The sequence below is a fragment of the Streptomyces changchenzhani genome (genome assembly GCF_039766235.1).
GTDB lineage: Bacteria > Actinomycetota > Actinomycetes > Streptomycetales > Streptomycetaceae > Streptomyces.
In genome coordinates, this window is the sequence record NZ_JBDHNH010000002.1 from 491555 (window position 1) to 504029 (window position 12475).

Annotated in this window: 10 protein-coding genes and 2 tRNA genes; 4 read left to right on the forward strand and 8 right to left on the reverse strand. The window is 69.8% G+C overall.

The window, feature by feature from the left end; translation table 11 throughout:
* The first annotated feature begins 66 nt into the window (after nt 1–66).
* Nucleotides 67–483 carry a Fur family transcriptional regulator gene (locus ABCR94_RS10450; protein WP_347118927.1) on the forward strand — a complete coding sequence of 139 codons (417 nt, stop codon included), beginning with the start codon at nt 67–69 and terminating at the stop codon, nt 481–483.
* A gap of 123 nt (nt 484–606) precedes the next feature.
* On the opposite strand, the gene ABCR94_RS10455 is transcribed toward ABCR94_RS10450, so the two are convergent.
* From ABCR94_RS10455 to ABCR94_RS10470, 4 genes are all read right to left on the reverse strand, one after another.
* Nucleotides 607–680 (reverse strand) — tRNA-Met (locus ABCR94_RS10455).
* A 132-nt stretch (nt 681–812) separates the two neighbouring features.
* Nucleotides 813–2837 carry a tetratricopeptide repeat protein gene (locus ABCR94_RS10460; RefSeq protein WP_347118928.1) on the reverse strand — a complete coding sequence of 675 codons (2025 nt, stop codon included), beginning with the start codon at nt 2835–2837 and terminating at the stop codon, nt 813–815.
* Nucleotides 2838–3062: 225 nt separating this feature from the next.
* Nucleotides 3063–3136 (reverse strand) — tRNA-Met (locus ABCR94_RS10465).
* Between the two features lie 42 nt (nt 3137–3178).
* Complete coding sequence (locus tag ABCR94_RS10470) at nt 3179–6100, reverse strand: UPF0182 family membrane protein (protein ID WP_347119144.1); 2922 nt, start codon at nt 6098–6100, stop codon at nt 3179–3181.
* Between the two features lie 127 nt (nt 6101–6227).
* Here ABCR94_RS10470 and ABCR94_RS10475 point away from each other — a divergent pair, with 127 nt between their 5' ends.
* A complete protein-coding gene (locus tag ABCR94_RS10475) occupies nt 6228–6800 on the forward strand; it encodes a PPA1309 family protein (protein ID WP_347118929.1) in 573 nt (190 codons plus the stop codon).
* 83 nt (nt 6801–6883) lie between these two features.
* Here ABCR94_RS10475 and ABCR94_RS10480 read toward each other — a convergent pair whose 3' ends face one another.
* The 4 genes from ABCR94_RS10480 to ABCR94_RS10495 all read right to left on the reverse strand — a co-directional run bounded on the left by ABCR94_RS10480 (nt 6884) and on the right by ABCR94_RS10495 (nt 10202).
* On the reverse strand, nt 6884–7972 hold the full coding sequence (locus ABCR94_RS10480; RefSeq protein WP_347118930.1) for a YlbL family protein: 1089 nt from the start codon (nt 7970–7972) through the stop codon (nt 6884–6886).
* 89 nt (nt 7973–8061) lie between these two features.
* The gene (locus ABCR94_RS10485) at nt 8062–8232 is read right to left on the reverse strand and encodes a hypothetical protein (RefSeq protein ID WP_347118931.1); all 171 of its coding nucleotides are present in this window, start codon (nt 8230–8232) and stop codon (nt 8062–8064) included.
* Nucleotides 8233–8475: 243 nt separating this feature from the next.
* Complete coding sequence (locus tag ABCR94_RS10490; RefSeq protein WP_347118932.1) at nt 8476–8943, reverse strand: molybdenum cofactor biosynthesis protein MoaE; 468 nt, start codon at nt 8941–8943, stop codon at nt 8476–8478.
* Between the two features lie 149 nt (nt 8944–9092).
* The gene (locus ABCR94_RS10495; RefSeq protein ID WP_347118933.1) at nt 9093–10202 is read right to left on the reverse strand and encodes an SDR family oxidoreductase; all 1110 of its coding nucleotides are present in this window, start codon (nt 10200–10202) and stop codon (nt 9093–9095) included.
* A gap of 193 nt (nt 10203–10395) precedes the next feature.
* On the opposite strand from ABCR94_RS10495, the gene ABCR94_RS10500 reads away from it, so the two are divergent.
* Entirely contained in the window at nt 10396–11871 is a 1476-nt protein-coding gene (locus tag ABCR94_RS10500; RefSeq protein ID WP_347118934.1) for a zinc-dependent metalloprotease, read from the forward strand.
* Nucleotides 11868–12413 carry an NUDIX hydrolase gene (locus tag ABCR94_RS10505; protein ID WP_347118935.1) on the forward strand — a complete coding sequence of 182 codons (546 nt, stop codon included), beginning with the start codon at nt 11868–11870 and terminating at the stop codon, nt 12411–12413. Before ABCR94_RS10500 ends, ABCR94_RS10505 begins: the two co-directional genes overlap by 4 nt.
* Nucleotides 12414–12475 lie beyond the last annotated feature (62 nt).

Genomic DNA, 12475 nt, shown 5'->3' on the forward strand with positions numbered 1-12475 from the left:
AGTCAAGCAAACATCCAAAGTCACACCCGTTCGGGACCTGGTCCCTCCACTGTTAGGCTGGTTCCCATGAGTGACCTGTTGGAACGCCTGCGCGGACGCGGCTGGCGCATGACTGCCCAGCGGCGTGTCGTGGCCGAAGTCCTGGACGGGGACCACGTCCACCTGACGGCCGACGAGGTGCACGCACGCGCTGTGGCCAAGCTGCCCGAGATCTCCCGGGCGACGGTGTACAACACGCTGGGCGAGATGGTTTCCCTGGGCGAGGTGCTCGAAGTCTCCACGGACCGCCGCGCCAAGCGCTACGACCCGAACGCCCACCACCCGCACCAGCACCTGGTGTGCGCGCGCTGCGGCGCCATCCGTGACGTACACCCTTCGGGCAATCCGCTCGCGGACCTGCCGGACACCGAGCGCTTCGGCTTCACGGTCTCGGACGTCGAGATGACGTACCGCGGCGTCTGCCCGAACTGCGCCTCGGCCTGACACCTGACAGCAAGCCGGCCCGACGAGTGTCCGTCGGGCCGGTCAGCCATGCCGCCGTACGACCACGGCGTACGACGAAGGCCCGGGACTCTTACGAGTCCCGGGCCTTCGTTTCTTCTTCAGTAGCGGGGACAGGATTTGAACCTGCGACCTCTGGGTTATGAGCCCAGCGAGCTACCGAGCTGCTCCACCCCGCGTCGGTAAACCAGACTCTACGTGGCGGTGTCGGCCAGTGCAAATCCCTTTCGGCGCGGCCCCGACAGGGCTACGACCTGGCTGTTCCCGACCGTCTCCTGGTTCCCGACCGTCTCCTGGTGGAAGGCGCGCTGCTACGCCGTGAGCTCCTGGTGCAGCGCCTCGCGCAGTCGCGCGGCCCGCTCGGTGACCTCGGCGGGGCCGAGCTCCACGGCCCGCGCGCACCACCGCTGGCCCTCGTCGAGCTCGCCGCGGCGGGCGGCGAGCAGCGCGAGCCGCAGCGCGGCGCGGCCATGCCCGGCCTTGGCGGCGCGGGACCACCACAGGGCGGCCTCCGGCTCGCTTCCCTCGCGGGCCAGCAGCAGCCCGAGGTTGAACGCGCCGTTGCGGCTGCCCGCCTCGGCGGCCTCGCGGTACCAGCGCGCGGCCGCCTCCAGGTCGCCGCGCCGGGCCGCGAGCATGCCGACCCGCACCTGGGCGCGGCGGTGCTTCTGCTCGGCGGCGCGCTCGTACCACTCCTCGCACTCCGTCTTCTCGTCCAGCACCTCACCGAGCGCGGGCGGCCCGGCGGGGGGCTGGCGGGAGTCGAGCAGCGTGGCGAGACGGAAGGCCGCCTCGGCGCTGCCGCTGCCCGCGGCGCACCGCAGATGCCGCTCGGCGTCCTGCTCCTCACCGTCCCTGAGCAGGGCGATGCCGACCTGGAGCGCGGCCTCCGTGTGCCCGGCGGCGGCGGCGCGCTCGTACCAGACGAAGGCCGTGCTGTCGTCGTCGCGGCCCGCGTGGAGGATGCCGAGGTTGAACGCGGCGTCGACGCTGCCCGCCTCGGCGGCCTTGGAGAACCAGGGCTCGGCACCGGCCGCGTCGCCGCCCTGGAGCAGCAGGACGGCGAGCGCGTTGGCGGCCTCGCGGTGGCCCGCGTAGGCGGCGCGGCGGTACCACTGGTCGGCCTGCGCGGTGCGGCCCTGCGCGGCGCACAGCAGGCCCAGGTTGTACGCGCCGTTGACGTCACCGGCGTCCAGCGCGGCGCGGTACCAGCGCTCGGCCGTCTGCTGCTCGCCGCGAGCGGCGTGCAGGGCGCCCAGCGCGTTGGCCGCGTTGCCGTCGCCGTCCTGGGCAGCGCGCAGCCACCAGACTGCGGCGCTCTCCTCGTCGCCCGCGTCGCGCAGCAGGAAGCCCAGGGCGCAGGCGGCGCGGGCCTCGCCGTCCTTGGCGGAGGTCAGGTACCAGCGGCCGGCCTCCCTGAGCTCACCGCGCTCCTCCAGGATCGCCCCGAGGTGCAGGGCGGCGCGGCGGTGCCCCCGGGCGGCGGCCTGGCGGTACCACTGCTCGGCCTCGACGGCCGCATCGGGCTCGGCGACGGTGCGGCCGGTGCGTCCAGTGCGGGTGACGCGGCCGGTGCCGGTGCTGACCCCGGTGCCTGTTTTGGTGCTGCGGCCGGTGCCGGTGGTGCGGCCTCCGCCGGCGCTGGCGCCTGTGCCGGTGCCGGTCCCCGTGCCCGTACCGCCCGCCTGACGGCCCGTCCGGCGCCCGGCGCGCACGCCGGGGTCACGCGGGGCGCCGGAGGCGGATGCCCCGGCGTGCGCCTCCGCGGCGGCCCGGCGGTCGAGGGTGCGGGCGAGGCGGTACGCCGCCTCGCGGTGACCCTGCTCGGCGGCGGCGCGCAGCCAGCGCTCGGCGCCGACGTCGCTGCGGTGCTCAAGCAGGTCGGCGAGGGCGTACGCCCCCAGCGCGTGACCCTGCTCGGCGGACTGGCGCAGCCAGTACTCGGCGGCGGGCTCGTCGCCGCGCTCGCGGTAGTGACGGCCGAGGGCGTGCGCGGCGGCCGCGGAACCCGCCACCGCGGCGATGCGCCACCAGCCGGCCGCCTCGTCGGCGTACCCGCGCTGGTGGAGAAGGACACCCAGATTGTTGGCGGCGGCGCGGTCGCCGTCGGCCGTCGCGGCCCGCAGATGGGGTTCGGCCGCGTCGAGGTCACCGCGGCGCAGCAGGAGGGATCCGAGCACGCTCAGGGACTCGGTGTCGCCGCGCTCGGCGGCTTGCCGGTACCGTGCCTCGGACTCGGCCTCGGCGGTGTCCGCGGTGTCCACAGCGTTCTCTTGATGTCGCTGCACAAACCGCCCTGTCTCCAACAGAGTTGCCCTGTCCCCCATAAAATCCATCGTCGCACCACCCGCAACCCGCGTACACCTGGTATACCGCAGCCAGTGAGGTCACTTCAGCGTTTTGTCGACATGCCCACAGAGAGACTCTCCAAACGCTTTGGCGCCAACTCCGCCCACCAGAACGGTGGTTCGTATGGACACCTGGGTACATGACGGACACGGATGACACACAACGAGGGCCCGGATCTCTTTCGAGATCCGGGCCCTCATCTTCTTCTTCAGTAGCGGGGACAGGATTTGAACCTGCGACCTCTGGGTTATGAGCCCAGCGAGCTACCGAGCTGCTCCACCCCGCGTCGTTGTGTCCAAAGACTAGCACGACGCGGGATGCTCCCAGCTCAGTCGCCCTTCGGGTCGCCCTTCCCGGCCGGCTCGGCGCCTCCGGCCGGCTTGGCCTTCGCCTCGGCGTCGGCTGCCCGCTGGAGCGCGTCCTGAAGGTTCTCCTGCGCCTTGCCGTAGGCGACCCAGTCCTGCTTCTTCAGGGCCTCTTCGCCGTCGGTGTACGCCTTCTGGGCGTCCTCGATGGCCTGCTGAAGGGTCCCGTCACCGGCCGGTGGCTTCGGCTTGCTGGGATCGCCGTCGTCCGCCGGCGGCGGTGGCGCGCCCTCCTCGCCGAAGACCGCCGTGAGCGCTTCCGCCAGGTTGTCCTTGAAGACGGTCTCCTTGCCGTACGAGACGGCGACCTTCTTCAGGAGCGGATAGGCGTTGTTGCCCTGGGCGTAGACCGGTTCGACGTACAGGAAGCCGTCGTTGAGCGGGATCGTCAGCAGGTTGCCGTACTCGATGTCCGAGTTGGCGCCCTTCATGTTCCTGACGAACTCGGCGACTTCACTATTGCTGTTGAGCCGGTTCTGCACCTGTTGCGGACCCGGCACGTCGCCGGTGACTCTCAGAAGCCTTATGGTCCCGTAGTCCTTGCTGGAGGCGTCGGCGTCCACCGCCATGAACGCCCCGAGGTTCGGACGTCCGTTGGGTGTGAAGGTCGTCGTCAGCGAGAACTTCCGTTTCGCGTTCGGATCGACCTCCGCGCCCTTGACCGTGGGCATCTTCAGGCTCAGGTAGTACGGCGGGACCGAGCTCTTGTCACCGGTCGTCGGGTCGTCCGGCACCTGCCACGCGTCACTGCCGCTGTAGAACTGCGACGGGTTGGTGACGTGGTAGCGGGTCAGCAGCTCACGCTGGACCTTGAACAGGTCCTGCGGGTAACGCAGATGGGACATCAGACCCGCTTCGATGTCGCCCTTGGGCTGCACCGTCCCGGGGAATGCCTTCATCCAGGTCTTGAGCACCGGGTCCTCGGTGTCCCACTGGTACAGCTTGACCGAGCCGTCGTACGCGTCGACGGTGGCCTTCACCGAGTTGCGGATGTAGTTGACCTGGTTCTGCTGGGCGACCACCGCGCGCTGGTCGTCCGTCTGCGAGAGCGAGTCCGCCGTGGTGTCCCCCAGCGTCGTACGCGACGCGTAGGGGTAGCCGTTGGTGGTGGTGTACGCGTCGACGATCCACTGGACGCGACCGCCGACCACCGCCGGATAGGCGTCGCCGTCGAGGGACAGCCAGGGCGCGACCGCCTCGACGCGCTCCTTGGGCGTGCGGTTGTACAGAATCCGCGAGCCCTCACCGATGGCACCCGAGTAGAGCATCTGCGGCTCGCTGAACGCCACCGCGTACGCGGCGCGGTTCAGCGGGTTCGACAGGCTGACCCCGCTCTTGCCCTTGTAGCTGGTGGTCGTGGTGGGCTCGCCGTTCTTCTCGTAGTCGAGCTCCTTCTGCGGGCCACCGACGATCGAGTACTGATCGGTCTTCTCGCCGTAGTAGATCCGCTGCTCGTAATTGGGGAGCGAACCCTTGGCGGGCAGGCCGGACTCGGTGAAGTCCGGTGCGCCCTCGGTGTCCGGCTTCACGGCCGTGCCCTTGGCCGCGACCATGCCGTAACCGTGGGTGTAGGTGAAGTGGTCGTTGATCCAGTTGCGCTTGTCGATACCCCTGAGGTCGAGCTCGCGCAGACCGACGACGGTGTCCTGGCCGTTGTAACGGTCCACGTCCAGCGTCGAGGGGAACTGGTAGTACTTGCGCTCCTGCTGGAGCTGGTCGAAGGTCGGCGGCACGACATTCGGGTCGATCAGCCGGTAACTGGCCGCCGAATCGGCGTCGTCGCGCAGCTTCGCGTTGTCCTGGCCCTCGCCGACGCCGCGATAGTCGTCGACCTGGGCGTCATCGATGTCGTACGCCTTGCGCGTCGCGTCGATGTTCTTCTTGATGTACGGCGCTTCCTTGGCCTGCTCGTTCGGCTGGACCTGGAACTTCTGCACGATCGCCGGGTAGAGCCCGCCGATGAGGATCGCCGAGAGCACCATCAAGCCGAAGCCGATGACCGGGAGCTGCCAGGTGCGGCGCCACAGCGTGGCGAAGAACAGCACGGCACAGATCGCGGCGATGCAGAAGAGGATCGTCTTCGCCGGGAGGTAGGCGTTCGCGTCGACATAACGCAGTCCCGCCCAGTTGCCGGTGGCCTTGAAGTCACTGGACTTCACCGCCAGGCCGTACCGGTCGAGCCAGTACGCCACGGCCTTGAGCGAGACGAAGATGCCGAGCAGCACCGACAGATGGCCGGTGGCCGCGGCCGTCGCACGCGCGCCGGGGCTCGTGATGCGCAGGCCACCGTACAGATAGTGCACCAGGGCGGCGGCGATCAGCGAGAGCACCGCGGCCGCGAAGCCGAAGCCCAGCAGGAAGCGGTACCAGGGAAGGTCGAACGCGTAGAACGACACGTCCATCTTGAACTGCGGGTCCTTCTGACCGAAGGGAACCCCGTTCACCCACATGAGCCAGGTGCGCCACTGCCCGGAGGCAGAGGCTCCGGCGATCAGCCCGACCAGTGCGGTGATCCCCAGGAGCACCCACTTCTTGTACGGGGCAATACCCATCCGGTAGCGGTCGAGGTTCTGCTGCTCCAGCGACATGGCGCTGAGCGGCGGCCGGAGCCGGTGCGCGAGCCAGATGTTCACCCCCACGGCCGCGGCCATCAGCAGGCCGAAGACGGCGAACAGCCCGATCTTGGTCCACAGGGTGGTGGTGAAGACAGATGAATATTTGACCGAGCGGTACCAGAGCCAGTCCGTCCAGAACCCGGCGAACATGACAAAGGCCATGGCCAGGACGGCCAGTACCCCCAGTGTCATGAGCAGGGTCCGGACACGCCTGGACGGTCGGCCGACTCTCATCCGTGGCCCTGTCGGGCCTCCGCCGCGGTCCGGCATCTGGAAAGCCAAGGTGCGCACCTCGAAGTTCGCTGTTGTGGTATCAGGGCTCCGCGATCGTAGAGCCCACTCATGCAACTTACTGAAGCTTTACTCAGTTCCCGTTTTGGGGGCCGAAGGAGGCAGGATGTTGGGCATGTCCAATGTTTCCCCCTCCGCCTCCGGTACTCCGATGGCCGCGAGCCCCCTCACCCGCGCCGTACTCGAAATCGACGACTACTCCGCCGGGCTCGGCTGGGACCAGCCGGCCAGGCTCTTCGCCCTGGTCGACACGGCCCGGCTGCGCGCCCAGGAGCCGGGCCTCGCGGCCCAGCTCGGCCTCGACGACAGCGAGTCGACGGCCACCCTCACCCCCGTCGAGCAGGACGAGATTCCCGCGACGACCCCGCTCGACGAGTTCCTCGGCACGGTCGCCTGGCCCGACGCGGTGGTCGGCTGCGCGCTGACGGTGGAGCGGCTGATGCTGCCGCCGTCCGCGGAGACCGCCGTGCCCCAGGGGCTGAACGAGTCCCAGCTGGCCAAGTGGGTGGCCGAGCACCCCGACCGCCAGGAGGTCCGGATGACCGTCGCCGTGCTGCGTGACGGGGCACGCGAGTCGGCGCTGCGGCTGCGCGAGAAGGACTCCGCCACCGAGGTCCTCACCGGCTCCACCCTGGTCCCGGGTCTCGCCGAGGCCCTGGCCGCCACCTTCGAGGCGTAACTCCGCCGGCTCTCCGGCGCTCCCGGGTTCGTCGGGGGACACGGCTTCATCGGGGGCTGCTGCTTCATCGGGGACATGGCCGATCAACCCGTCGTGCACTGCGGCAGGCCAGCCGTGTCCTCCTTGCCGATCTTCTCCAGCGACTTCTTCGCGTCGTCGATCGTCTTGACCTTCACCAGCGTGAGGCCCTCGGGAATGTCCGCCGCGGCCGAGGCGCAGTTCTCGTCGGGCGTCAGGAAGTACTCGGCGCCGGCCTGTCGTGCGCCGACGGTCTTCATCTCGATACCACCGATCGGGCCGACCTTGCCCGCCTCGTCGATCGTGCCGGTGCCCGCGACGAACTTTCCGCCGGTCAGATCCTTGGGCGTGAGCTTGTCGACGATGCCGAGCGAGAACATCAGGCCGGCGCTCGGGCCGCCCACGTCCGCCAGCTTGATGTCGATGGTGAACGGGAACGCGTGGTCGGGGCCGGCCTTGATGCCGACGATCGCACGGTCTTCGTCGGGTGCCTTCTCCGTGGAGATGGTGATGTCTTCGCTGCCCGCGGGCTGCTTGCCGGCCTTCTCGGCGGCGGCGGCCTCCTTGGCAGGGACGATCGTGAAGACGACTTTCTCGCCGGGCTTGTGCTTGGTGACGAGCTTGGCGACGTCCTGGGGATCCTTGATGGCCGCACCGTCCACCGACTTGATGACATCGCCCGCGTGCAGCTTGCCCTCGGCCGGAGTGTCCTTCAGGACGGTGGAGACCACTACGCGGGTCTGCACCGGGATGCCCAGCTCCCGCAGGGCCGCCGCTTTGGCGCTCTCCTGGGACTGGCTGAATTCCTCGGCGTTCTCCTGAGTGGACTGCTCTTCGGTCTTGCCGTCGGGATAGAGCGTGTTGTGCGGCACCACGACACTGTCGTGCGCCAGCCAGCCGTAGACCGCCTCGACGAGATTCATTCTGTAGTCGGCGCCGGTGACCCTGACCGTCGTCATATTGAGATGACCGGTCGTCGCATATGTCTTACGGCCGGAGATCCGCAGCACGGGCTCTCCGCCCGCGTCTCCGAGCGTGTTCACCGTGGGGCCGGGCGACATCTCCGAGTAGGGGACTTTGATGAATACCCCCACGCACAGGAGCGCGATCAGGATGAGCGTGGAGGCGAGCATCGTCGCAGTGCGGCGTGGCATGGAACGACAGTACGGGACGGGTCTGTCACTACACCGCTGGGGCCGGTCCGTACGGGGCGCAGGGCGTCGGCCGTACGGCGGGGGCCGCGTCAGAGAACATCGGAACCGGAGTGGGATTTCTCCATCGCCTCACGGAACCGGGTGTAACCGGCAAGCTCGGAGATATCGCCGGTGGTGCGATTACGCGCTGCCCAACTGCCCCATATCGCAGCACCGACGGCAGCGAAAAGCGGAATCAGCAACCACGCGAGTGCTGCCATCCCGACCTCCCGACCCCAAGAGCGACCGCAACCGACCGATCAGCAAAAACCGACCGATCAGCAGATTAACCATCCGCTGCTCCAACGCTCGCGGCAGGGGTCGGGTTACGCAAATCGGGGCGCATGGGTGGTCACCGGGTTTCAGCGGACCCCAACCGTCGCTTCAACGGGCCCCGCCCTCAACGACGCGCTACGCGCCGACCCGCCCTCCCGTCGCCCGACCACCACCCCCGGATGACGCCGCTACGCGCCGACCCACTCATCGGTACCGTCCGAGAACGTCTGGTGCTTCCAGATCGGCACCTCGTGCTTGAGGTCGTCGATCAGCTGCCGGCACGCCTCGAACGCCTCACCGCGGTGCGGGCAGGACACCGCGACGACCACCGCGAGATCCCCCACCGCCAGATCGCCCACACGGTGGACGGCGGCCAGCGCCCGCACCGGGAAGTCCGCGACGACCTTCTCGGCCACCCGGCGCATCTCCGCCTCCGCCGTGGGATGGCAGGAATAGCCGAGCTTGTCGACATCGGCGCCGGAGTCGTGGTTACGCACGGTGCCGACGAAGAGCGCGGTACCGCCCGCGGCCTCGTCCCCCACCGCCCTGAAGATCTCGTCGACGGACAGCGGGGTCTCGCGGACCGCCAGCAGCCGGATGGGGTCCTGAGCCGCCTGCTCGCCCGGGTGGGACTGGGTACCTGTGGTGCCTGCCATGGCGCCCATCGTGCCGTACCGCGCCGACAATACGGAATAGCGCTTTCGACCGGCCGTACGTGCCCCCCGTATGGAGGGTCCTACATGCGGCAGGAGGGCCCAGGACACGGCTGCGGGGTTCCTGGATACGGCGTGCCCTCGACCGGGTCCTAGATGCGGCGCCGTGCCTTGCGGGCGCGGCGCACCAGGGCCGCCGTACCCAACAGAGCGACCGTGGCGCCCGCGGCGCCCGCCGCGGTGGCGTCCTTGCGGCCCAGTCGGCGGCCCGCGAGGGTGTGCCGTCCCGCGACCTCCTCCAGCAGCTCGGTGAGGACCTCCTCATTGGTCCACCGGGGCCGCCAGCCCGCTTCGTGGAGCCTGCTGACGCTCACCACCCAGGGGTACATCGTGTACGCCAGATCGCCCGCAGGAGAGGGCGTGAGGCCGATCCGGTGCAGCCGGGCCGCGGCACCAAGGGCGACTGCGGACGGCAGCTCCATGCGGCGGATGCCGCTGAGCTCCTCGACCTCCTCCTGCTCCAGCCAGCCGTCACAGCCGACCGCGAGCTCGCCGTCGACCTTCTCCAGAGCGGCGTACTCCAGGGCGCTGACCAGGTCGTCGACGTGGCAGAACTGCCAGGTGGGGCGAGATTTCGCGACGACGAGCAGGCGGGGCGACTCGAAGTAGCGGGTGAGGGCCGTGTCGGTGCCGCCCACCAGGACGGCGGGCCTCACCACTGTGACGTTCAGACCGGGGTGCGCGCGGGGCGCGCGGCGGCCGAGGCGCTCGATCTCCAGGAGATCGCCCACGCCGGTGGCCTCCGCGGTGGCGCGCAGTTCGGCGTCCTCGGAGAGCGGGACGTCGTTGTCGGGCAGGGCGCCGTAGACCATCGCTGACGTGCACAGCACGACACGGTGGACACCGGCGGCGGCCGCGGCGGTGAGCACCGTCTGGGTGCCCCGCACGTTGTAGGCCGTACGGGCGGCCGGGTCGGATTCCAGGTCGAGATCGAGCGCGAGGTGCACGACGACATCGGCGCCGCGCAGCTTCTCCGCGATGGCCGGGTCGCGCACATCCAGGATGTGCCACTGCGCCTCGGTCACCTCGCCCCGGCGCTCGTCGATGGCGATGACCTGCTTGACCTCTTCCAACGCGGCCAGCCGCCGGGTGAGCAACGCTCCGATGCCCGAAGCGGCACCCGTGACCGCGACCACGGGACCGCGGGCAGCCGGGGTTGAGCGGTTTCGCGCTGCGCGAACCTGACGATCTGGGGAACTCACGGGGCGTCTCCAGCGGTTGTCTTCAGTACGTACACGCGGTAGCGCGTACGTACCAGGTGGCGTCCATCCTGCCGCAGGCCATGCGTCGGCGGAGCATCGAGCCCACATCACAGGCTCCGGTGTCTACGCTGGGTGGTGATGTCGGGCAGTCGCCGTCGGCCGGAGCCGGCGGCCCAATGAGCCGAGGAAACCCGTGAGTGACTCCCCATTCGGATTCGGCCTTCCGCCGGAGGACGGCGACGATGGCAAGAAGAAGGGCAGCGAGGGCAGTGGCGAGGGTGGCCGGAATCCAGCGGATCCCTTCGGCTCGCTGGCAGGCGGCGCGGGCGGCGACAACCCGTTCGCGGCGATGTTCGGCTCGCTGAACCCGAACGATCTCGGTGCGGCATTCCAGCAGCTGGGCCAGATGCTGAGCTACGAGGGCGGTCCCGTGAACTGGGACATGGCCAAGGACATCGCACGCCAGACCGTCGCGCAGGGCACCGCCGACGGCACCAAGGACGCCAGCGTGAGCCCCGGCGAGCGGTCCGCCGTCGAGGAGGCCCTGCGGCTGGCCGACCTGTGGCTCGACGGTGTGACGTCCCTGCTGTCCGGCGCGAGCACGTCGGTGGCGTGGAGCCGCGCCGAGTGGGTCGAGGCGACCCTGCCCGCGTGGAAGCAGTTGGTGGACCCGGTCGCCGAGCGCGTCGGCGCTGCGATGGGCGACGTACTGCCCGAGGAGATGCAGGCCATGGCTGGCCCGCTGCTCGGGATGATGCGCTCCATGGGCGGGGCGATGTTCGGCCAGCAGATCGGGCAGGCCGTGGGTGTGCTGGCGGGCGAGGTGGTCGGGTCGACCGACATCGGGCTGCCGCTCGGCCCGGCGGGCAAGGCCGCGCTGCTCCCGGTGAACATCGAGGCGTTCGGCAAGGACCTCGGTGTCGGCAAGGACGAAGTGCGGCTGTATCTCGCCCTGCGCGAGGCCGCCCACCAGCGTCTCTTCGCACATGTGCCGTGGCTGCGCTCGCACCTGTTCGGCGCGGTCGAGGGTTACGCACGCGGGATCACGGTCGACACCTCGAAGCTTGAGGACGTCGTCGGCCGGCTCGATCCGCAGCACCCGGAGCAGCTGCAGGAGGCGCTCCAGCAGGGCATGTTCCAGCCGGAGGACACCCCGGCGCAGAAGGCGGCGCTGGCCCGTCTGGAGACGGCCCTGGCGCTGGTGGAGGGCTGGGTGGACGCGGTGGTGCACGAGGCCGCCAAGCCCCGGCTCACCTCGGCGGACGCGCTGCGCGAGACGCTGCGCAGGCGCCGGGCGTCCGGTGGCCCCGCCGAGCAGACCTTCGCGACGCTCATCGGCCTTCAGCTGCGGCCGCGCCGGCTGCGGGATGCCTCGCGACTGTGGGCCTCGCTCACCGATGCGCGCGGCCTCGATGGACGCGACGCGCTGTGGGAGCACCCGGACATGCTGCCGACAGCGGAGGACCTGGACGACCCGGACGGGTTCGTGCACCGCGAGCAGCTGGACTTCTCCGAGCTCGACAAGATGCTCGGCGAGGCGGCCGGCGGCGGCGGCAAGCCGACTCTGAAGAAGGACGGCGGAGCCCCCGCGGGCGGCCACGGGCCGAGCGACGCCAAGCCGGGCGACACAGCCGGCACGACCGAAGAAGAGGGCAACACCGACAAATGATTCTGTACGACGATGCGGTCCTCGTGCTGAAGGGTTACGAGGGCCGGGAGCAGGGTCAAGAGCAGCTGCGCCAGACCTATCTGGATCACTTGGCGGCGCATCCGGACGGGATGTGGAAGGCCTGCGGGGCCGGGCACATCACGGCGAGCGCGCTGGTCGTCGACCCGTCGCGCGGGCGTGTCCTGCTGACGCTGCACAGGAAGCTGCGGATGTGGCTGCAGATGGGCGGGCACTGCGAGCCGGGCGACCCGACGCTCGCGGTGGCCGCACTGCGCGAGGCCACCGAGGAGTCTGGGATCGCCGGGCTGACGCTGCTGCCGGTGGGCCCGGTGCGGCTGGACCGGCACCCGATTCCGGCGCCCTGCAACTGGCATCTGGATGTGCAGTACGCCGCGCTGGCTCCCGAGGGCGCGGTGGAGGCGGTCAGCGAGGAGTCACTGGACCTGCGCTGGTTCACCTACGACGAGGTGGCGGGAGTGGCCGACGACTCGGTCGTACGCTTGCTGGAGAGCACGCTCGCGGCGCTCCGACCGACCTCGTGAACGGGTCTTGAGCAGATCGTGAGTAAGGGGCGGCCTCCCAGGAGGCTGCCCCTTACTCATGA

Coding starts and splice junctions, on each gene's coding strand:
- ABCR94_RS10450 (WP_347118927.1), top strand. CDS start 67: ATGAGTGACCTGTTGGAACGCCTGCGCGGACGCGGCTGGCGCATGACT.
- ABCR94_RS10460 (WP_347118928.1), bottom strand. CDS start 2,837: ATGGATTTTATGGGGGACAGGGCAACTCTGTTGGAGACAGGGCGGTTT.
- ABCR94_RS10470 (WP_347119144.1), bottom strand. CDS start 6,100: ATGCCGGACCGCGGCGGAGGCCCGACAGGGCCACGGATGAGAGTCGGC.
- ABCR94_RS10475 (WP_347118929.1), top strand. CDS start 6,228: ATGTTGGGCATGTCCAATGTTTCCCCCTCCGCCTCCGGTACTCCGATG.
- ABCR94_RS10480 (WP_347118930.1), bottom strand. CDS start 7,972: ATGCCACGCCGCACTGCGACGATGCTCGCCTCCACGCTCATCCTGATC.
- ABCR94_RS10485 (WP_347118931.1), bottom strand. CDS start 8,232: ATGGCAGCACTCGCGTGGTTGCTGATTCCGCTTTTCGCTGCCGTCGGT.
- ABCR94_RS10490 (WP_347118932.1), bottom strand. CDS start 8,943: ATGGCAGGCACCACAGGTACCCAGTCCCACCCGGGCGAGCAGGCGGCT.
- ABCR94_RS10505 (WP_347118935.1), top strand. CDS start 11,868: ATGATTCTGTACGACGATGCGGTCCTCGTGCTGAAGGGTTACGAGGGC.